The sequence below is a fragment of the Micromonospora sp. LZ34 genome (genome assembly GCF_052981855.1).
In genome coordinates, this window is record NZ_JBRIQN010000001.1 from 185918 (window position 1) to 204619 (window position 18702).

An 18702-nucleotide genomic window follows, 5' to 3' on the forward strand; every position below is an offset into this window, starting at 1 on the left:
CCGACGGGGCGCGACGGGGCGCGGACCGGCCACACCGCGCGGGACGGGACTGTCGTGAGTGGAGGGGTGATCCGGTGAGCAGTCGACACCACGGCGCGTCGCGGCGGGCTGTGGTGCGGTACGCCGCTACGGTGGGGGCATCATGCGTCTGACGGTCGGCCCCCTGCCACCCGCCGTTTACTGGCGGCGTCGCGCCGTCGTACTCGGAGCGGGGCTTCTCTTCCTGATTGTCCTGCTTTACTCGTGCACCGGCTCGGACCCGGACCCGAGGTCGACCGGCGACGCCCAGCCGACCGCCGGCGCCACGTCGGCCACCGCCACGCCGGAGCCGAGCGGGTCGATGCTCACCCCGCAGACCGGCGCGCCGCCGTCGGGTGACGCGGGCTCGGCCGACCCTTCGGTCGAGCCGTCCGTCACCAACGGGCCGGTCCCGGGGGCGCCGGTGGTCGACGACGGCACCTGCACGGACGCCGAGATCACCGTGACCCCGGTGGCCCGGCCCGCGACGGCGGTCCGCGGCGCGACCGTCGACCTCCAGCTGAAGATCAAGAACCGATCCGAGCGGACCTGCAGCCGCGACGTCGGTGCCGACGTGCAGGAGTTGTTCATCAAGTCGGGGGCGGAGAAGATCTGGTCGTCCGACACCTGCGGCACCGGGAAGGGCTCCGACGTGCAGTCCTTCACGCCCGGCTTCGAGCGGTCCTACCAGGTCGGCTGGAACGGCAAGGCGTCCAGCCGGTGCGCGAACGGGGTGGCCGCGGGTGAGGCGCCGCCGGCCGGGACGTACCAGGTCTTCGCCCGGGTCGGCAGCAAGCTCAGCGAACCGGTCAAGCTCACCCTCACCGGCTGATCCGCACCGGCCCGGCGACGCCCGACCGGGGCGCGGACCGGTCAGACGTAGCGTTCCAGGATGGACGCCTCGGCGAGCCGGGACAGCCCCTCGCGGACGCCGCGGGCGCGGGCGTCGCCCACCCCCTCGACGGCCTGGAGGTCCTCCACCGTCGCGCCGAGCAGCCGCTGGAGGCTGCCGAAGTGCAGCACCAGCCGGTCCACCACCGCGGCCGGCAGCCGGGGCACCTTGGCCAGCAGCCGGAAGCCGCGCGGGCTCACCGCGGCGTCCAGGGCGTCGGAAGCGGCCGGGTAGCCGATCGCCTTGGCCACCGAGACCAGGTCGATCAGCTCGGTGGCACCGAGCAGGTCCAGCTCGACCAGCGCCTCGTCGAGGGTGCGGGACTTGCGGCCGACCGGGAGGTAGTCCCGGATCACCAGGGTGCGGTCGGCGTCCACGCCGGCCATCAGCTCGTCGAGCTGAAGGGCCAGCAGGCGGCCGTCGGTGCCCAGCTCCACCACGTAGCCGGCGATCTCGTCGGCGATCCGGCGGACCATCTCCAGCCGCTGCACCACCGCCACCGCGTCGCGCACGGTTACCAGGTCCTCGATCTCCAGCGCGGAGAGGGTGCCGGAGACCTCGTCCAGCCGCAGCTTGTAGCGCTCCAGCGTGGCCAGCGCCTGGTTGGCCCGGGACAGGATCGCCGCCGAGTCGTCCAGCACGTGCCGCTGGCCGTTGACGTAGAGGCTGATGATCCGCATGGACTGGCTGACCGAGATGACCGGGTAGCCGGTCTGCCGGGCGACCCGCTCGGCGGTGCGGTGCCGGGTGCCGGACTCCTCGGTGGGGATGGTCGGGTCGGGCATCAGGTGCACCGCGGCCCGGACGATGCGGGTGCCGTCGCTGGAGAGCACGACGGCGCCGTCCATCTTGCACAGCTCCCGGACCCGGGTGGCGGAGAACTCGACGTCCAGCGGGAACCCGCCGGTGCAGAGCCCCTCGACGACCTTGTCGTAGCCGAGGACGATCAGCGCGCCCGTCCGGCCGCGCAGGATCCGCTCCAGCCCGTCGCGCAGCGCGGTGCCGGGCGCCATGAGTGCCAGGTTGGCCCGGAGCGGATCGCCGGCGGAGCTGCCGCCCCCGGTCACGTTGACGCTGATCGGACGGGCGGGCGAGCCCACGGCGCCGGTGCGGGCGTGGGGCGTCGCGCCGGCAGGCTTGGTGGTATCGCGGTCGATCGGCACGGGCACAGTCTACGGACTGCCCTGCGGTGGGTGCTGTCGTGGTTACTGTGATGTGTCGCGATGTCCGGTGCGCGTGGTGCGGGACTGTCGGCGCGGCATGCCCGGTATCGCCCCGGCCGCCCCGCCCGCCGGGCACCCTCGGTCACTCCGCGGACGCCCGGGCCGCCGCCTGGAGCGCCGCCCGGACGTCCGTGACCTCCGTCACGCGCATCTGCTCGGGGTTCACACCGGTGCTCTCCGGGCCGCAACCGGGCGGCACGAGTGCGTGGCGGAAGCCCAGCCGGGCCGCCTCCGCCAGCCGGCGGGGCACCGCGCCGACCCGCCGGACCTCGCCGGTCAGCCCGACCTCGCCGATCGCCACCAGGTGCGGGGCGATGGCCAGGTTGAGGCCCCCGGAGGCGACCGCGAGGGCGACGGCCAGGTCGGCCGCCGGCTCCACCACCCGGATGCCGCCCACGGTGGCCGCGAAGACCTCCCGGTCGTGCAGGGTCAGCCGTTCGGTACGCCGTTGCAGCACCGCCAGCACCATCGCCAGCCGGGCCGAGTCCAGCCCGGAGACCGTCCGCCGGGGGGAGCCGGCGACCGTCGCGCCGATCAGCGCCTGCACCTCGGTGACCAGGGCCCGCCGCCCCTCCATCGCCACGGTGACGCAGGTGCCCGGCACCGGCTCCGAGTAGCGGGTCAGGAAGAGCCCGGACGGGTCGGCCAGGCTGCTGATGCCGCCCTCGTGCATCTCGAAGCAGCCGACCTCGTCGGCGGCGCCGAACCGGTTCTTGACGCCGCGCACCATCCGCAGTGAGGAGTGCTTGTCGCCCTCGAAGTGCAGCACCACGTCGACCAGGTGCTCCAGCACCCGCGGGCCGGCGACCTGGCCGTCCTTGGTCACGTGGCCGACCAGCACGGTGGCGATGCCGCGCTCCTTGGCGACCGCGACCAGCGCGGCGGTGACCGCCCGCACCTGGGTCACCCCGCCGGGCACGCCCTCGGTGCCGGTGGTCGAGATGGTCTGCACCGAGTCGAGCACCAGCAGGCCGGGCTGTACCGCGTCGAGGTGCCCGAGCACCGCGGCCAGGTCGCTCTCGGCGGCCAGGTAGAGCTGGTCGTGCAGGGTGCCCATCCGCTCGGCCCGCAGCCGCACCTGGCTGACCGACTCCTCGCCGCTGACCACCAGCGACGGGCTGCCCGCGCCGGCCGCCCACTGCTGGGCCACGTCGAGCAGCAGGGTGGACTTGCCGACCCCCGGCTCACCGGCGAGCAGCACCACCGCGCCGGGGACCAGGCCGCCGCCGAGCACCCGGTCGAGCTCGCTCACGCCGGTCGGCCGGGCCCGGGCGGGCGCGGCGCTGATGGTGGCGATCGGCCGGGCCGGCTCGGCCGGCATCCGGGAGCTGACCACCCGCCCGGAGACGGTCGGGCCGGTCACCGTGCACTCGACCACCGAGCCCCACTCGCCGCACTCCGGGCAGCGCCCGACCCACTTGGGCGGCTGGTGGCCGCAGGCGTCGCACTCGTAGGCCGGGCGGGGCTCACGGGCGGCCGCGCGGCCGCGCCCGGCCGCCCCGGCACGTGGTGAGGTCGATCGGGAGGTGGTCACACCGGGACGTTAGTCCCCTCGTACGACGAAAACACCGGCGGCGTGGTGGTCGCCACGCCGCCGGTGTCCGGCGATCCTGCTGGGAGCGGTCAGTGGTCGGAGCCGCCGTGACCGCCGCCGTTCTCCTGGCCCTCGTAGCCGCCCTCGCGCTCGATGATCGGCGACGGGGGCGCCGCCGGGGTGAGCGGCACGGCGATCGGCGCCGGGCCGGTGAGGGCGACGCCGTTGCCGAAGTCGAAGGTGACGAAGACGTTCTGCCCGGAACGGAGCGCCTCGTTCAGCCCGATGAGCTGGAGGATCTGGTCCGCCTCCGAGTTGAGCTGCACGTAGCTCAGCGGCGGGATCTCGATCCGGGCCGGCTGGCCGGCCGGGGCGGACGGGGTGGCCGACGGCGACGCGGACCCCGACGGCGAGGCGGAGCCGGACGGGCTGGGCGACCCGGTCTCCGACGGCGTGGCCGTCGGGTGGGCCTCCTCCGACGGGGTGGCGGACGGGCTGGCCGCCGCGCCGTCGCCGGTGATCACCACCTCGCGGGCGTCCTGGCTGCGGACGGTGACCGTGACCGGGTTCCGCGAGTCGTTGTAGATCACGGCGTTGAGCAGTGCGTTCGCGCCGGCCTTGTAGCCCTCGATGCCGGGGTACTCGACCAGCAGGCCACGGACCGCGTACTCGCCGTTGCGGGCCGAGAGGTTGACGCCCTGGACCGACGGCTCCTTGTTGGCGGTCTCGGAGACCTGGCCGGCGCCGCACCCGGACAGCAGCAGTCCGGTCGCCGCCGCCATCCCGGACAGCAGCAGGGCCGCCCGCCGGGAACCCCTGATCGAGCGCGTCACGTCGGTCCTCCTCGTCACGATCCCACCCGGTCCTGTGCCCGGGCACGGTGTGGCCCTGCCCGCGCAGACCGCGCTCCAGGGTAGTTGGGGCTGATCGAGGCCCGCACGCCGACCCGGGGATGCCACCTCCCGGGAGGACCCTCAGACCACCCGACCGCTGCTGACCAGCAGCACCACGTCGATCAGGGCCACCAGCATGACCGCCCGGAAGGCGGCCACCGGGCGGCCGCCGGCCCGGGCCGTGGCGCGCCCGCCGTACCAGCTCAGCGGCGGCACCACGACGGCGGCCGCGACCGCGGCGAGGCCGACCCCCGACGGCGGCCCGGGCGGCCCGACGACCAGGGTGGCGGTCGCCGCGAGCAGCAGCCCGGCGGCGGCCACCCGGCTGCCGGCCGGCCCGAGCCGGTGCGGCAGCCCGCGCACCCCGGTCCGGGCGTCGTCGGCGAGGTCGGGCAGCACGTTGGCGAAGTGCGCGCCGGCGCCCAGGCAGGCCGCGGCGGCGACCAGCCAGCCCGGCGGTGCCGGCGCGCCGGGCAGCGCCAGCACCACGAAGGCGGGCAGCGACCCGAAGGAGACCGCGTAGGGCAGCACCGAGAGCGGACTGGACTTCAACGGCCAGTCGTAGAGCAGCGCGGAGACCAGGCCGAGGGCGGCGCAGAGCGCCGCCACCGGGTTCGTGGCCAGGGCCAGCGCCGGGGTGGCCAGCGCGGCCGCCGTCGCGGCCAGGGCGACCGCGCGCCGGCCGACCGCGCCCGCGGCGACCGGCTTGTCGGTACGCCCCACCGTGGCGTCCCGGTCGGCGTCGAGCGCGTCGTTGGCCCAGCCGACCGCGAGTTGGCTGGCCAGCACGGTGAGCACCACCGCGACCACCCCGGACGGCCGGTGCCCGACGCCGGCGGCCAGCAGACCGGCCACTGTGGTGACCGCCGCGGCCGGTTCCGGATGGCTCGCCCTGACCAGCCCTAACACCGTTGACGACATAACGGAAGTCTGGTCGTTACCGGTGAGTCGTGCCACGCTCTGAGCCATGCGAGACGCGGGCCGGACCCTGCCACGCAACGATCCGCGCCAGTACGACGACCTGGCCGGCGAGTGGTGGCGGCCGGACGGCGCGTTCGCCATGCTGCACTGGCTGGCCGAGGCCCGGGCAGCGCTGGTGCCGCCGGCGGCCCGACCCGGCGCGCTCCTGGTCGACCTGGGCTGCGGTGCCGGGCTGCTCGCCCCGCACCTGGCCGGCAAGGGGTACCGGCACCTCGGGGTGGACCTCACCCGCTCCGCCCTGGCGCAGGCCGCCGAGCACGGCGTGATGGTGGTCCAGGGGGATGTCACGGCGGTGCCGCTGGCCGACGGCAGCGCGGACGTGGTGGCCGCCGGTGAGCTGCTGGAGCACGTGCCGGACTGGCGGCGGGCGGTGGCCGAGGCCTGCCGGCTGCTCCGGCCCGGCGGCCTGCTGGTGCTGGACACCCTGAACGACACCGCGCTGAGCCGGCTGCTCGCCGTCCGGATCGCCGAGCGGCTGCCCACGGTGCCGCGCGGCATCCACGATCCACGGTTGTTCGTGGACGACCGTGCGCTGGTGGCGGAGTGCGCCCGGCACGGCGTGGCGCTGCGACTGCGGGGCGTCCGGCCGGCGATCGGCGGCCTGCTCGGCTGGCTGCTGCGGCGGATGCGCGCCGGCGATCGTCCGGACGCGACGGACGCCGGTCCGTCGCCCCGGATCGTGCCGACCTGGTCCACGGCGGTGCTCTACCAGGGGCGTGGAACACGAAGCGGGTAGCCCGGTCCGTGCGGGGGTAAGGACAGGGCCGAGGAGGGGGCGGTATGACGCTGCACGTGCTGGAGGCGGCCCGGCGGTTGGCGCCGCGGTTCGCCGCTCGGGCCGGGGAGCACGACCGGGACGGCTCGTTCCCGGTCGCGGACTTCCACGACCTGCGGGAGGCCGGGCTCTTCGGCCTGATGGTCCCCCGCGAGCTGGGCGGGATGGGCGCCACGTTCGCCGAGTACGCGGCGGTCGCCACGGAGCTGGCCCGGGGCAACGGCGCCACCGCCCTGGTGTTCAACATGCACGCCTCGGTCACCGGCGCGCTCGGCGCGGTCACCGAGGAGCTGGCCGAGGCGCTCGGGGTGCCGGACGACGCGCTGGCCGCCCGCGACCGGCTGCTCTCCGCCGCCGCCCAGGGCTGCTGGTACGCGGTGGCGATGAGCGAGCGCGGCGCCGGGGCCCGCCTCTCCCAGCTGGCCACGGTCTACGAGCCGGTCGACGGCGGCTATCGGATCAAGGGCAGCAAGACGTTCTGCTCCGGCGCCGGGCACGCCGACGGTTACCTGGTGGCCGCGCGCAGCGTCGCCGACCAGTCGGTGGTCTCCCAGTTCCTGGTGCCGGCCGGGCCGGACGGCCTGACCGTGGAGCCGAGCTGGGACTCGCTCGGCATGCGCGCGACCGCGTCGCACGACCTGCACCTGGACGTGACCGTGCCGGCCGACCGGCTGCTCGGCGGCGTGGAGGGGCTGGCCCTGGTGGTCGCCCAGCTCATGCCGCACTGGCTGGTGGCCAGCTACGCCGCGGTCTACGTCGGGGTGGCCCGGGCGGCGGTCGAGGCGGCGGCCGAGCACCTCAACGCCCGCAACCTGGCCGGGCTGCCCGCGGTCCGCGCCCGGCTCGGCCGGGCCGACGCCGCGGTGGCGGCGGCGCAGCTGGTGGTCGCCGAGGCGGCCCGCCGGGTGGACGAGGCCCCGGGCGACGCCGAGACCAACCGCTGGGTGTGGCGGGCCAAGCTGCTCGCCGGCACCACGGCCGCCGACGTCGCGGCGTCCATGCTGGAGGCGGCCGGCACCTCGGCCACCCGCCGCGGCCATCCCCTGGAGCGGCTCTACCGGGACGCGCGCTGCGGGTCGCTGCACCCGGCCACCTCCGACGTGTGCGCCGACTGGCTCGGCATCGCGGCGCTCGGCGGCGACCCGGACCGCGACGGGTCGTCGCCTCGTTGGTGAACACGAGGAGTTCACCGGGCCGGCGCACGGCGTGGACCGGGGACGCCATGGTGGACGTGCAGGAGACACGACGAGAGGTGGAGCATGGTGGCCGTGCCAGTGATCGCGGGTCTCGGTACGGCGCACCCGCCGTCCGCCGCGCAGGACGAGCTGTGGGACGGGTTCTTCTCCCGGCACTTCACCGGCACCACCCGGGCGCTGGCCGAGCGGATCTTCGCGCACTCCGGGGTGACCCGCCGCCAGGCCGCGGTCAACCCGCTGCTCGAGGACGTCTCCGACTGGCCCACCGAGCGCCGGATGCGCCGCTACCAGGTGGAGGCGCTGCCGCTGGGCAAGGAGGCGGTGGGGCGGGCGCTCACCGCGGCCGGGCTGGCCGCCGGTGACGTCGGGCTCTTCATCGTCTGCTCGTGCACCGGCTACGCCACCCCGGGGCTGGACATCCTGCTCGCCCGCGACCTGGGCATGGCGCCGGAGACCCAGCGGATGTTCGTCGGCCACATGGGCTGCTACGCCGCCCTGCCCGGGTTGGGCGCGGCGAGTGACTTCGTCACCGCCCGGGGCCGGCCGGCGCTGCTGCTCTGCGCCGAGCTGACCAGCCTGCACATCCAGCCCTCCAGCGCCCGGGTGGACACCCAGCAGATCGTCTCGCACGCGCTCTTCTCGGACGCGGCGGTCGCCGCCGTGGTGGTGCCCGACGGCCGGGGGTACGCGGTGCGCGAGGTCACCTCGGTGACCGACACCTCGACCGCCGACCACATGACCTGGGACGTCACCGACACCGGCTTCCGGATGGGGCTGTCGCCGAAGGTGCCGCAGGTGCTCTCCACCCACGTCCGGGGGCTGGTCGACGACCTGCTGGACCGGCACGGCGCGACGCTGTCCGGGGTGGACGGCTGGGCTGTGCACCCCGGGGGGCCACGCATCCTCAACGTGGTGGAGCGGGAGCTGGCGCTGCCCCCGGAGGGGCTGGCCGCGTCCCGGGCCACCCTGGACGAGCACGGCAACTGCTCGTCCCCGACCGTCCTGCTGATCCTGGACCGGCTGCGCCGGGCGGCGGCGCCGCCGGGCCGGGTGCTGATGCTGGCGTTCGGGCCGGGCCTGACCCTCTACGCCGCCCTGCTCGAACGGCGGGACTGAGCGCGACGATTCGGGCGGACGGCGGTTACCCTCGCCGCATGGACGCCGAGGCGGAGAACCGGCCGGCGGAGGGTGGCGGCGACCGGCCGCCGACCGGGTTCGGCGACCGGTTGCGGACGGGCGTGCTGGCCGGTCTGGCGGTGGCCGCCCTGGTCACCGGCGGCTGGTGGTGGCGGGCGAACGAGCCGGTCAATCCGCCGCCGGCCGCGCCGCCGGCCGCCGCGTCCGACTCCCGCCGCCAGGTGGCGGTCCGGGACTCGGACCGCGCGCTGACCTTCCGGGTCGACCCGGCCACCGGCGCCGCCCTACCCGTCGACCGCCAGTCGGTCGTCGGCCCCGTCGAATCCTTCCCGCGCTACGACGACGACGGCTGGCTCGATCGGCCCGACGACCTCGTCTGGCGCGAGCGGGCCACCCTCACCCGGGAGCGCCCGGTCACCCGGCAGGCCGACCGCCAGTACGGCGCCCGCCACGTGCTCCAGTTCCGTTGCACCGGGCCGGGTGAGCTGCTGGTCACGGTCGTCGGCGCACGGGCGGGCGACCCGCTGACCAGCGGCTGCGACGGCTCGCTGGTCACCACCCAGGTGACCGGCCGGGGCGGGCCGCTCCGGGTCACCCTGTCGACCGCCGGCGCCGAACCCGTCCGGGTCGAGGCGCGACTGGTCGCGGTGCCCTGACCGGCGCCGACCGCCGGGAGCGGTCAGCGGGCGAGGCGGTCCAGGTCGGCCCGGTAGTCCTCGACCGAGCGGACCTCGGGCACCACCCGCACCAGCACGCCGGAACGGTCCACCAGGAGCACGGTGGCGGTGCCGGGGCGGGCCGGCAGGTGCAGGAACGCGCGCAGCCCGCCGGCCGGGTCGGCGAGCGGGCGGACGCCCGGGGCGGGTGGCGGGGTGCCGGCCAGGCCGTCGGCGACGCTCACCACGGTGACCGCGGCCGGCGCGGCGGCCGCGGCCTCGGTCACCCGGTCCGGGCAGGCGCACCCGTCGACCAGGACGATCACCGCGGGCAGCAGGCCGCGCAGCGGCACCGGTGACTGCCCGGCGTCGACCAGGTCCAACGCCGGCAGGGGGCGACCGGTCAGGTCGGCCGGCGTGGGCCGGGGCGCCACGGTCGGCTGGTCGGTGCGGGCCGAGCGGGGCCAGGTCACGGCGAACAGCCCGGCGACCGTGGTGAGCACCGCGACCAGCAGGACGAGCAGCGGGAAGGCGAGCGGGGAACGGGCGCGGCCGGCCCGGCGCAGCTCGCGGCGGATCCGTGTGGCCTCCTCGGCGAGCGCGGAGGCGTCGTCCGGGACGACCACCCGGCCCCACTCCGGGGGCAGGTCGGGCAGCCCGGGGCCCTCGGCGTCAGGCTTGCCCATCGGACCCCCTGAAACGGCTCGGGAGCGGACAGCGGCTCGTCCCCTCCAGCGTCCCGCACCGGGCCTCCTGCCGCTACACCTGGGCGCGCCGGGGCGCAGCGGGATACCATGGGACGAGCGCATAGCCCTTGATCTCGACGTTCGCGTCATCCGTACCGGGACGTCATCTGCACGTCACGGAGCGTGTTCAAACCATCGGTTTGACGGCCTGTCAAGCTGAAGAAATACCTCTCACAGGGCCCCTGAGCTGCGCCAACGGTCAGGACAGCGGTGAGACATCGGTGCCTGAGCGTGTTACCCTAGACACAGCGAAAGGGGTTTCGAACCTATGGTTTTCAGTGTCGGCGAGACCGTTGTTTACCCCCACCACGGGGCCGCACTCATCGAGGCAATCGAGACTCGGGTCATCAAGGGCGAGCCTAAGCAGTACCTCGTCCTGAGGGTCGCGCAGGGTGACCTGACGGTCCGGGTACCCGCTGAGAACGCCGAGATCGTGGGTGTGCGCGAGGTGGTCGGCGAAGAGGGCCTGGGCAAGGTCTTCGACGTTCTCCGGGCTCCGCACACCGAGGAGCCGACCAACTGGTCGCGGCGTTACAAGGCGAATCTGGAGAAGCTGGCCTCCGGCAACCCGCTGAAGGTGGCCGAGGTCGTCCGCGACCTGTGGCGCCGGGAGCGGGAGCGGGGTCTTTCCGCGGGTGAGAAGCGCATGCTCGCCAAGGCCCGCGACATTCTCGTCGGCGAGGTCGCGCTGGCCGAGAAGAGCACCAAGGACGAGGCGGAGACGTTGCTCGACAAGGTGCTCACCGAGGCCTAGTCCCCACAGCATCGTCGTACCCGATTCGTAGCGAAGAAACCACCGAGGACCGCGACGTGACCGCGCAGCTCAATCCGCGCGGTGACGTCGCGGTCCTCGTGCCTGCGGCCGGTGCCGGCGTACGCCTCGGTCCCGGCCGGCCCAAGGCACTGCGCCCGCTCGCCGGGGAGCCGCTGCTGGTGCACGCGGTCCGCCGGCTCGCCGCCGCACCGTCGGTGCACACCATCGTGGTGGCCGCCCCGGCCGCCGACGTGGACGCCGTCCGCGCGCTGCTCGCCCCGGTCGCCCCGGTGACCGTGGTGCCCGGCGGCGCGGAACGGCAGGCGTCGGTGGCCGCCGCGCTGGCCGCGGTGCCCGCCGGTCCCGAGATCGTCCTCGTGCACGACGCGGCGCGCGCGCTCACCCCGCCCGAGCTGGTGGAATCCGTCGCGGCGGCGGTCCGGGCCGGCCACGACGCCGTGATCCCGGTGCTCCCGGTGGTCGACACGGTGAAGGAGGTCGACGCCGACGAGGTCGTCCTCGGCACCGTCGACCGTTCCGCCCTGCGGGCGGTGCAGACCCCGCAGGGCTTCCGCCGCGCGGTGCTGACCGCGGCGCACGCCGCCGCCGGCGACCCGCTCACCGACGACGCCGGCCTGGTCGAGAAGCAGGGCGTGCCGGTGCGCTGCGTCCCCGGCTCCGAGTACGCATTGAAGATCACCCGCCCGTTCGACCTGGCGCTGGCCGAGCACCTGCTGGCCACCGGCGGCTGACGCGTACCCTCTTTCCATGATCGTTCCCCGGGTGGCCATCGGCACGGACGTGCACGCCTTCGCGCCCGGCCGGCCGTGCTGGGTGGCCGGCCTGCTCTGGCCCGACCAGGACGGCCTGGCCGGCCATTCGGACGCCGACGTGGTCGCGCACGCCGCCTGCAACGCGCTGCTCTCCGCCGCCGGCCTCGGCGACCTCGGATCGAACTTCGGAGTGGCCGAGCCAAAGTGGGCCGGCGCGTCCGGCGTCGCCCTGCTCACCGAGAGCGCCCGCCGGGTGCGGGCCGCCGGGTTCGCCATCGGCAACGTGTCGGTGCAGGTGGTCGGCAACCGGCCGAAGATCGGGCCGCGCCGCGCGGAGGCCGAGCAGGTGCTCTCCGCGGCGGTCGGCGCGCCGGTCAGCGTCTCCGCCGCCACCACCGACGGCCTCGGCTTCCCCGGTCGGGGCGAGGGGCTCACCGGTATCGCGGTGGCCCTGGTGTACCCGGCGTCGGCCGCCTAGGCTCGCCGCGATGTCCAGCGACGCCGCCTCCGACCAGTCCGCCGCCGACGGCTACCTCCAGCGCGCCCAGCTCCTCGCCGAGCTCGGCCGCTACGACGAGGCCGCCGCGGAGATCGCCTACGCGGTCGCCCTGGAACCGGGCAACCCCGCGGCGCTGACCATGCTCGCCCGGGTGCACCTCGCCGCCGGCCGGCCGGCCGAGGCGCTCACCGCCGCCGACGCCGCGGCGGCCGCCGCCCCGAACGCCGTCCCGCCGCTGGTCGCCCGCGGCCTGGCGCTGGGCGACCTGGAGCGGTACCCCGAGTCGGCGCGGACCGCCGACCAGATCCTGGCGCTCGGCCCGGACGACGCGTACGCCCAGCGGAGCGCGGCGGCGATCCTGGCCGGCTCGCGCAACGGGCAGCCGGCACTGAACGCGGCCTGGCGCGGGGTGGAGCTGGCCCCCGAGGAGCCGCAGGCGCACCTGGTGCTCGGTCTGGTCGCCGCCAACATGCAGCTGTTCGACCTGGCCGAGCGGGCCTACCGGGAGGCGTTGCGGCTGGACCCGCAGCTGGCCGAGGCGCGCCACGACATCGGCGTGCTCCGGCTGGAGCAGCGGCGCTGGAGCGACGCGCTGGAGCACCTGGCCGAGGCCGCCGCGATGAGCCCGGGCCGGGTGAACTCCGGCCGGGCCATCTCCGTCGGTGTACGCCAGCTCGTGCTCTACGGCGCGGGCTGGACGATGATCACCGCCGTGGTGATCGCCTGCATGGCGCCGGGCAGCGAGGGGCTGTCCCGGGTGGCCGCCGCGTTCGCGGCACTCGGCGGTGCGCTGGTGGTGTGGCGGTTCGCCGCCAAGCTGCCCGGCCTGACCCGGACGATCCTGCCGAGCCTGCTGCGCTCCGACCGGATGCTCGCGCTCGCCGTGTACGCGGCCGCCGGGGCGCCCCTGCTGATCCTGCTCTACGCCCTGGTCGGCACCCCGTGGCCGCTGGTCCTGGCCATCGCCACCGCCGCCGCAGCCGAGTTGGCCGTCTTCAGCCGCGCCCAGTACTGAGCCCCCGTCAGTCGGCGGGCCGGACGGCGTAGTCGCCGAGGGCGGGCTCCAGTGCGGCGAAGGCGGTGCGGACGTGCGCGGTGACGATCCGGGCGATCTCGTCGTTGCCGTGATCCGCCAGCGTCAGGCGTAGCGTCTCCTCGAGCAGCAGCCGTAGGACGCCACCCAGTTGGACGGCCGCGACGCGCGGCCGGAGGTCGTCGGCGGTCGCGCCGGTCTCCTCAGCGAGCACGCGGGCCAGCGCCCGCTCCCGGTCGTCGTGGAACTCCCGCAGCCGGGCGACCAGCGCGGGACTGCCGGTGACCATGCGGGCGAACTCCGGACCGGTGAAGCCGATGACCGGATCGTGCCCGGCCACCGCGGCGAGGTACTCCCGGCGCAGCGCGGCCAGTGCGGACTCGCCGGGGCGGCGTTCCCGCACGGTGGTGACCGGCCCTTCGACGAACGCGTCGCGCAGGTCGAGCGCGAGGTCCTCCTTGCGGGGGAAGTAGTTGGTCACCGTCATCTTGGCCACCTGTGCGGCGGCCGCGATCTCGGCGATCGTGACGTTGTCGAAGCCGCGCTCCAGGAACAGCCTGGTCGCCTGATGGGAGATGTTCTCCCTGGTCTGGCGCTTCTTCAGGGCCCGCAGGCCGGTCGTCTGTCCGCTCATGGCGACAGCATACCTGTATCCGTCCTAAATTTGTCGTTGACATCTTTCTGGGTCGGTCATAAGTTTAGGTCGCATCGAGGCGCTGGTGCGCCGTTCCGGGCCGTCGAAGGGAGTTCGCTCATGACCGTGACCGATTCGGTGGGTGCCTACCTCAAGGAGATCGGCCGGACCCCGCTGCTCACCGCCGAGCAGGAGGTGGAGCTGGGCGCGCGGATCGAGGCTGGAGCGCTCGCCCAGCGCCGCCTGGACGCCGCCCCGGACGGGCTCGCCGCGGACGAGCGGGCCGCCTGGGAGCGAGTGGCCGCCGACGGTCGGCGCGCCCGGCGCCACATGATCGAGGCCAACCTCCGCCTGGTCGTCTCGATCGCCCGGCGCTACGTCCGCGACGGCGGGCTGCCGCTGCCGGACCTGGTCCAGGAGGGCGTCATCGGGATGATGCGCGCGGTGGAGAAGTTCGACCACCGGCGTGGGCTGAAATTCTCCACCTACGCCACCTGGTGGATCAAGCAGGCGCTCGGTCGCGCGCTGGCCGACCAGAGCCGGACGATCCGGGTGCCCGCGCACATGGCCGAGCTGATCAACCGGGTGCACCGCGTCCGACGCGTCCTGCTCCGGGACCTGGGAGAGGAGCCGACCCCGGCGCGGATCGCGGCCGAGCTCGACCTGAAGCCGGAGAAGGTCGAGCAGGCGCTGCGGTACGACCGGGAGCCGATCTCCCTGCACACCCCGATCGGCGAGGACGGCGCGCAACTCGGCGACTTCCTCACCGACGACGCGCCGGATCCCGCCGCCCAGGTCGCCGACACCGCCCTGCGCTCCTACCTGGACACCGTGCTGTCGGCGTTGACCGAGCGGGAGGCGATGGTCATCGCCCAGCGGTACGGCCTCGCCGACGCGCAGCCGCGCACCCTGGACCAGATCGGCCGGGCGCTCGGCCTGACTCGGGAACGCATCCGCCAGATCGAGGCCAAGGCGATGACCAAGCTCCGCCACCCCACCCGGACCCGGGTGCTGGCCGACCTCCTGGCCGCCTGAGCAGAAGGGAGAGCACGTGACGCCTCGAACGACCACCCAGCCCGCCCGCCCGACCCGCACCGGAGGTGCCCCCATGACCCAGGTGACCATCGAGGAGTACCGGCCAGCCCAGCTCCACGCCGGGCCGCACCCGCTCAGCACCGGCCTGGCCGGCCGGCCGTCGCCCGCCCCGGCGGGCGGTGGCGGGACCGACCGCCCGGTCGCCGGTCCCCAGCCGGTCGGTGGGCCGACAGCCGTCGTGGCCGGGCCCGACGGGCACCCGCGGGCCGGGCGGGAAGACGCGGATCGCACCGGCAGGCCGGGCACCCCGGATCGACCGGACCGCCGTCCACGGCACCGCCGCCGGGTACCCGCTGCCCAGCCCCGACCCTGGTCGGTACGGCAGCACGGTCAGCCCCGGCGCGGCGCCGTGATCCACCGGGGCCGGCGCTGAGCGCCGGATCAGGCGGCGGGACGGTGGGGCGGTACCGGCCGCCCGGGCCGCCCTGCCGTCCGGCCCGCGGGTGAGCGCAGCCGGCGTGATCGTGGCCCGGTGGTCAGGCCGCGATCACGCCGGCGGGCGCCTGACGGGGGTGCCTCAGCCGCGGCGCGCCCAGGTCCAGGCGTAACCGTCGTCCTCGCAGGACTGGCCGGCGTCGCAGAGGTCGAGCGGGCGGAAGGTGTCGACCATGACGGCGAGCTCGTCGAAGTAGTCGACGCCGATCGAACGCTCGGCGGCGCCGGGCTGCGGGCCGTGGGTGAAGCCGGACGGGTGCAGCGAGATCGAGCCCTGCTCGATGCCGGAGCCGCGCCGGGCCTCGTAGTTGCCGCCGGTGTAGAAGAGCATCTCGTCGGAGTCGACGTTGTGGTGGTTGTACGGCACCGGGATGGCGTCCGGGTGGTAGTCGACCTTGCGGGGCACGAACGAGCAGATCACGAAGTTCGGGCCCTGGAAGGTCTGGTGCACCGGCGGCGGCTGGTGGATCCGGCCGGTGATCGGCTCGAAGTCGTGGATGGAGAAGGCCCACGGGTACATGTGCCCGTCCCAGCCGACCACGTCGAACGGGTGGTGGGCGTAGACATGACGGGTCCAGCCCCGGCGGTGCCGGACGAGGACCTCCACCTCCTCGCCGTCGACCAGCAGCGGCGCGTCCGGCCCGCGGACGTCCCGCTCGCAGTACGGCGAGTGCTCGAGGAACTGGCCGCGTACCGAGAGGTAGCGCTTCGGCGGGCCGATGTGACCGGCGGCCTCGATCGTGAGCAGCCGGGCCGGCTCGTCGCCGGTCGGCACCAGCCGGTGCACCGTCGAGGTGGGGATGATGACGTAGTCGCCGGCCACCGCGTCGAGCACGCCGAACGTGGACTCCACCCGCAGCGCGCCGGACTCCAGATAGAGGCAGTGGTCGCCGGTGGCGTCCCGGAACAGCGGCGACGGCCGGTCGGCCAGCACGTACGCGATCCGGACGTCGTCGTTGGCCAGCAGGTACTGCCGGCCGAGCACCGGGTCGGCGCCGGTGCCGTCGAGCTTGTGGGTGCGCAGGTGCCGGGGCTTGAGCGGCAGGTTGGGCGTCCGGGTGAACACCGGCGGGGTGAACTCCTCGGCGGCCACGATCGCGGTGGGCGCGTGCCGGTGGTAGAGCAGGGACGAGTCGGAGGAGAAGCCCTCCTGGCCCATCAGCTCCTCGGCGTAGAGGCTGCCGTCGGGCTGGCGGAACTGGGTGTGGCGCTTGCGCGGCAGCTCGCCGACGCTGCGGTAGTACGGCATCTCGCCTCCCGGATTCGTCCCGTTCATCGGCCGGTGAGCGTCCGATAATCGGACGCTGTTGTCCGTTCCTTGTAGCGTCCCGTACATTCTTGTCTCGTGTCAACGCAGGTGCCCGCGCTCCTCGACGGCCTGGTCGACGACGCCGCCGTCTTCCCGCCCGGCAGCGCGTCGCTGCCCGACGCCGTGGCCGCGCACCGGCGGCACCGCACCTCCTGGTACGCCGACCTGGTCGGCCCGCTCCTGGTCCCCGCCTCGGCCGTCGCGGCGGGCGAGCTGAGCGGTCTCGTCGACCCGGCCGAGGGCTTCGTGGTCGGGGTGGTCGGTGACACCGGGATCGAGGGCCTACCCTTCGCGCTGTCGTTCCTGGCACCGGACGGCGTGACGGCCCGTCAGATCGAGGTGGCGGTGGCCAAACGGGGCGAGGACCCGCTGCCCGGCCTGACCAGCCTGCTGCGGGTGACGGACGAGCTGGCCGGCGTCGACGCCGTCTACGCCGAGCTGCCGTTGACGTTCGGGCTGATGGACGCGCTGGACGCGCTCGCCGCGGCCCGGGCGGACGGGGTGCCGATCGCCGCCAAGTTCCGCACCGGCGGGCTGGCCGCCGAGCTGTTCCCCACCCCGCCCGAGCTGGCCGCGGTGATCTGCGCCTGCCGCGACCGCCAGCTGCCGTTCAAGCTGACCGCGGGGCTGCACCAGGCCGTCCGGCACCTGGACCCGGAGACCGGCTTCACCCACCACGGCTTCGGTAACGTGCTGGCCGCCACCCTCGCCGCGGCCGAGGGCGCCGGTACGAGGACCGTCGCCGAGCTGCTCACCGCCGCCGACCCGCGCCTGCTGGTGCAGTGGACCGAGGCGCGGCTGGACACCGCGCGTCCGCTGTGGATCGGCTTCGGGTCGTGCAGCATCCTGGAACCACTGACCGATCTGATCCGGCTGGGGCTGGTGAACGGGGGCATCGATACATGAGCTGGGTGACGGGTGCCGACGGCTCGCCGTACGGGGTGCACAACCTGCCGTACGGGGTGTTCCGCCACGACGGGCGTGAGCCGCGGATCGGCGTACGCATCGGGGACTTCGTGCTGGACCTGGCCGGCGCGGAGGCGGCGGGCCTGGTGCTGGCCGCCGGGGCGCTCGGCCGGCCCACCCTCAACGAGTTCATGGCGCTCGGACGTCCGCAGTGGACGGCGGTCCGGCAGTGGGTCACCGAGCTGCTCACCGACGCCGCGCACCGACCGGAGGTGGAGCCGCTGCTGGTCCCGCTGGACGAGGCGCGGATGCAGCTGCCGTTCGAGGTGGCCGACTACGTCGACTTCTACTCCTCGGAACACCACGCGGCCAACGTCGGGCAGATCTTCCGTCCCGGCCAGCCGCCGCTGCTGCCGAACTGGAAGCACCTGCCGATCGGTTACCACGGCCGGGCCGGCACCGTGGTGGTCTCCGGTACTCCGGTGGTCCGCCCCACCGGCCAGCGGGCCACCGCACACGGGCCGGTCACCGGCCCGTGCGTCCGGCTCGACATCGAGGCCGAGGTCGGCTTCGTGGTGGGCGTGCCGAGCCCGCTGGGCAACCGGGTGGGCGTCGACGACTTCGCCGACCACGTCTTCGGCGTGGTGCTGGTCAACGACTGGTCCGCCCGGGACATCCAGGCCTGGGAGTACCAACCCCTCGGCCCGTTCCTGGGCAAGTCCTTCGCCACCTCCGTCTCCGCCTGGGTCACCCCGCTGGACGCGCTCGGCGACGCGTTCGTGCCGGCCCCGGACCAGGATCCGCCGGTCGCCGACTACCTGCGCGACGTGCCGCGTCTGGGGCTCGACCTGCGGCTGTCGGTGCGGTGGAACGGCGAACAGGTCAGCGAGCCGCCGTTCGCCACCATGTACTGGACGCCCGCCCAGCAGCTGGCCCACCTGACCGTCAACGGCGCCTCGCTGCGCACCGGCGACCTGTACGCCTCAGGCACCGTCTCCGGCCCGGAGCGGCACCAGGTCGGCTCGTTCCTGGAGCTCACCTGGGGCGGCGCGGAGCCGGTGAAGTTCGCCGGTGGCGAGACCCGGACCTTCCTGGAGGACGGGGACACGGTGACCATCACCGCCACCGCGCCCGGCCCGGACGGCACCACGGTGGCGCTGGGCGAGGTGACCGGGACGATCCTCCCGGCCCGCTGACCGGCCCTCTCGATCTT

19 protein-coding genes are annotated in these 18702 nt (G+C 74.8%); 12 read left to right on the forward strand and 7 right to left on the reverse strand.

All coding sequences use genetic code 11. The features are described from left to right. The first annotated feature begins 142 nt into the window (after positions 1 to 142). The gene (locus ACVCAH_RS00825) at positions 143 to 850 is read left to right on the forward strand and encodes a hypothetical protein (protein WP_447134078.1); all 708 of its coding nucleotides are present in this window, start codon (positions 143 to 145) and stop codon (positions 848 to 850) included. Between the two features lie 41 nt (positions 851 to 891). Here ACVCAH_RS00825 and disA read toward each other — a convergent pair whose 3' ends face one another. The 4 genes from disA to ACVCAH_RS00845 form a co-directional block, all read right to left on the reverse strand. After that, positions 892 to 2073, reverse strand: a complete 1182-nt coding sequence (disA, locus tag ACVCAH_RS00830; RefSeq protein WP_447134079.1) for a DNA integrity scanning diadenylate cyclase DisA — start codon at positions 2071 to 2073, stop codon at positions 892 to 894. Between the two features lie 142 nt (positions 2074 to 2215). Continuing rightward, the gene (gene radA, locus ACVCAH_RS00835; RefSeq protein ID WP_447134080.1) at positions 2216 to 3667 is read right to left on the reverse strand and encodes a DNA repair protein RadA; all 1452 of its coding nucleotides are present in this window, start codon (positions 3665 to 3667) and stop codon (positions 2216 to 2218) included. A gap of 89 nt (positions 3668 to 3756) precedes the next feature. Next, the gene (locus tag ACVCAH_RS00840) at positions 3757 to 4500 is read right to left on the reverse strand and encodes a hypothetical protein (protein ID WP_447134081.1); all 744 of its coding nucleotides are present in this window, start codon (positions 4498 to 4500) and stop codon (positions 3757 to 3759) included. Positions 4501 to 4641: 141 nt separating this feature from the next. Beyond that, positions 4642 to 5481: a UbiA family prenyltransferase gene (locus ACVCAH_RS00845; protein WP_447134082.1), complete on the reverse strand. Its 840-nt coding sequence runs from the start codon at positions 5479 to 5481 to the stop codon at positions 4642 to 4644. A gap of 46 nt (positions 5482 to 5527) precedes the next feature. On the opposite strand from ACVCAH_RS00845, the gene ACVCAH_RS00850 reads away from it, so the two are divergent. The 4 genes from ACVCAH_RS00850 (at position 5528) to ACVCAH_RS00865 (ending at position 9305) form a co-directional block, all read left to right on the forward strand. After that, positions 5528 to 6277, forward strand: a complete 750-nt coding sequence (locus tag ACVCAH_RS00850) for a methyltransferase domain-containing protein (RefSeq protein WP_447134083.1) — start codon at positions 5528 to 5530, stop codon at positions 6275 to 6277. A 44-nt stretch (positions 6278 to 6321) separates the two neighbouring features. After that, complete coding sequence (locus ACVCAH_RS00855; protein WP_447134084.1) at positions 6322 to 7491, forward strand: acyl-CoA dehydrogenase family protein; 1170 nt, start codon at positions 6322 to 6324, stop codon at positions 7489 to 7491. An 84-nt stretch (positions 7492 to 7575) separates the two neighbouring features. Then, complete coding sequence (locus ACVCAH_RS00860; protein ID WP_447134085.1) at positions 7576 to 8628, forward strand: type III polyketide synthase; 1053 nt, start codon at positions 7576 to 7578, stop codon at positions 8626 to 8628. A 38-nt stretch (positions 8629 to 8666) separates the two neighbouring features. Then, entirely contained in the window at positions 8667 to 9305 is a 639-nt protein-coding gene (locus ACVCAH_RS00865; protein ID WP_447134086.1) for a hypothetical protein, read from the forward strand. A gap of 23 nt (positions 9306 to 9328) precedes the next feature. Here ACVCAH_RS00865 and ACVCAH_RS00870 read toward each other — a convergent pair whose 3' ends face one another. Further along, positions 9329 to 9991 carry a hypothetical protein gene (locus ACVCAH_RS00870; protein WP_447134087.1) on the reverse strand — a complete coding sequence of 221 codons (663 nt, stop codon included), beginning with the start codon at positions 9989 to 9991 and terminating at the stop codon, positions 9329 to 9331. Between the two features lie 328 nt (positions 9992 to 10319). Between ACVCAH_RS00870 and ACVCAH_RS00875 the strand changes: the two genes are divergently transcribed. Genes ACVCAH_RS00875 through ACVCAH_RS00890 form a run of 4 tightly spaced genes read left to right on the forward strand, consistent with a single transcriptional unit; the run spans position 10320 to position 13092 of the window. Next, positions 10320 to 10805 (forward strand): CarD family transcriptional regulator, encoded by a 486-nt coding sequence (locus tag ACVCAH_RS00875; RefSeq protein ID WP_007073334.1) that lies wholly within the window; start codon positions 10320 to 10322, stop codon positions 10803 to 10805. 56 nt (positions 10806 to 10861) lie between these two features. Then, positions 10862 to 11557 (forward strand): 2-C-methyl-D-erythritol 4-phosphate cytidylyltransferase, encoded by a 696-nt coding sequence (gene ispD, locus ACVCAH_RS00880; RefSeq protein WP_447134088.1) that lies wholly within the window; start codon positions 10862 to 10864, stop codon positions 11555 to 11557. A gap of 16 nt (positions 11558 to 11573) precedes the next feature. Beyond that, positions 11574 to 12056, forward strand: coding sequence for a 2-C-methyl-D-erythritol 2,4-cyclodiphosphate synthase (ispF, locus tag ACVCAH_RS00885; RefSeq protein ID WP_447134089.1), 483 nt, complete (start codon positions 11574 to 11576; stop codon positions 12054 to 12056). 10 nt (positions 12057 to 12066) lie between these two features. Beyond that, positions 12067 to 13092, forward strand: coding sequence for a tetratricopeptide repeat protein (locus ACVCAH_RS00890; RefSeq protein WP_447134090.1), 1026 nt, complete (start codon positions 12067 to 12069; stop codon positions 13090 to 13092). Between the two features lie 7 nt (positions 13093 to 13099). Here the strand turns inward: ACVCAH_RS00890 and ACVCAH_RS00895 are convergent, their stop codons facing one another. Then, positions 13100 to 13744 (reverse strand): TetR/AcrR family transcriptional regulator, encoded by a 645-nt coding sequence (locus ACVCAH_RS00895; RefSeq protein WP_447134091.1) that lies wholly within the window; start codon positions 13742 to 13744, stop codon positions 13100 to 13102. Between the two features lie 120 nt (positions 13745 to 13864). Here ACVCAH_RS00895 and ACVCAH_RS00900 point away from each other — a divergent pair, with 120 nt between their 5' ends. Beyond that, the gene (locus ACVCAH_RS00900) at positions 13865 to 14779 is read left to right on the forward strand and encodes a sigma-70 family RNA polymerase sigma factor (RefSeq protein WP_447134092.1); all 915 of its coding nucleotides are present in this window, start codon (positions 13865 to 13867) and stop codon (positions 14777 to 14779) included. A 577-nt stretch (positions 14780 to 15356) separates the two neighbouring features. Here the strand turns inward: ACVCAH_RS00900 and ACVCAH_RS00905 are convergent. Further along, positions 15357 to 16523, reverse strand: a complete 1167-nt coding sequence (locus ACVCAH_RS00905; RefSeq protein WP_447134093.1) for a homogentisate 1,2-dioxygenase domain-containing protein — start codon at positions 16521 to 16523, stop codon at positions 15357 to 15359. A 96-nt stretch (positions 16524 to 16619) separates the two neighbouring features. Between ACVCAH_RS00905 and ACVCAH_RS00910 the strand changes: the two genes are divergently transcribed. Both ACVCAH_RS00910 and fahA read left to right on the forward strand, forming a co-directional pair. Further along, a complete protein-coding gene (locus ACVCAH_RS00910) occupies positions 16620 to 17489 on the forward strand; it encodes a hypothetical protein (protein WP_447134094.1) in 870 nt (289 codons plus the stop codon). Next, complete coding sequence (gene fahA / locus ACVCAH_RS00915; RefSeq protein WP_447134095.1) at positions 17486 to 18685, forward strand: fumarylacetoacetase; 1200 nt, start codon at positions 17486 to 17488, stop codon at positions 18683 to 18685. Before ACVCAH_RS00910 ends, fahA begins: the two co-directional genes overlap by 4 nt. The last annotated feature ends 17 nt before the right edge of the window (positions 18686 to 18702 follow it).

Coding starts and splice junctions, on each gene's coding strand:
- ACVCAH_RS00825 (WP_447134078.1), top strand. CDS start 143: ATGCGTCTGACGGTCGGCCCCCTGCCACCCGCCGTTTACTGGCGGCGT.
- ACVCAH_RS00845 (WP_447134082.1), bottom strand. CDS start 5,481: ATGTCGTCAACGGTGTTAGGGCTGGTCAGGGCGAGCCATCCGGAACCG.
- ACVCAH_RS00850 (WP_447134083.1), top strand. CDS start 5,528: ATGCGAGACGCGGGCCGGACCCTGCCACGCAACGATCCGCGCCAGTAC.
- ACVCAH_RS00855 (WP_447134084.1), top strand. CDS start 6,322: ATGACGCTGCACGTGCTGGAGGCGGCCCGGCGGTTGGCGCCGCGGTTC.
- ACVCAH_RS00860 (WP_447134085.1), top strand. CDS start 7,576: ATGGTGGCCGTGCCAGTGATCGCGGGTCTCGGTACGGCGCACCCGCCG.
- ACVCAH_RS00865 (WP_447134086.1), top strand. CDS start 8,667: ATGGACGCCGAGGCGGAGAACCGGCCGGCGGAGGGTGGCGGCGACCGG.
- ACVCAH_RS00870 (WP_447134087.1), bottom strand. CDS start 9,991: ATGGGCAAGCCTGACGCCGAGGGCCCCGGGCTGCCCGACCTGCCCCCG.
- ACVCAH_RS00875 (WP_007073334.1), top strand. CDS start 10,320: ATGGTTTTCAGTGTCGGCGAGACCGTTGTTTACCCCCACCACGGGGCC.
- ispF (WP_447134089.1), top strand. CDS start 11,574: ATGATCGTTCCCCGGGTGGCCATCGGCACGGACGTGCACGCCTTCGCG.
- ACVCAH_RS00890 (WP_447134090.1), top strand. CDS start 12,067: ATGTCCAGCGACGCCGCCTCCGACCAGTCCGCCGCCGACGGCTACCTC.
- ACVCAH_RS00895 (WP_447134091.1), bottom strand. CDS start 13,744: ATGAGCGGACAGACGACCGGCCTGCGGGCCCTGAAGAAGCGCCAGACC.
- ACVCAH_RS00900 (WP_447134092.1), top strand. CDS start 13,865: ATGACCGTGACCGATTCGGTGGGTGCCTACCTCAAGGAGATCGGCCGG.
- ACVCAH_RS00905 (WP_447134093.1), bottom strand. CDS start 16,523: ATGCCGTACTACCGCAGCGTCGGCGAGCTGCCGCGCAAGCGCCACACC.
- fahA (WP_447134095.1), top strand. CDS start 17,486: ATGAGCTGGGTGACGGGTGCCGACGGCTCGCCGTACGGGGTGCACAAC.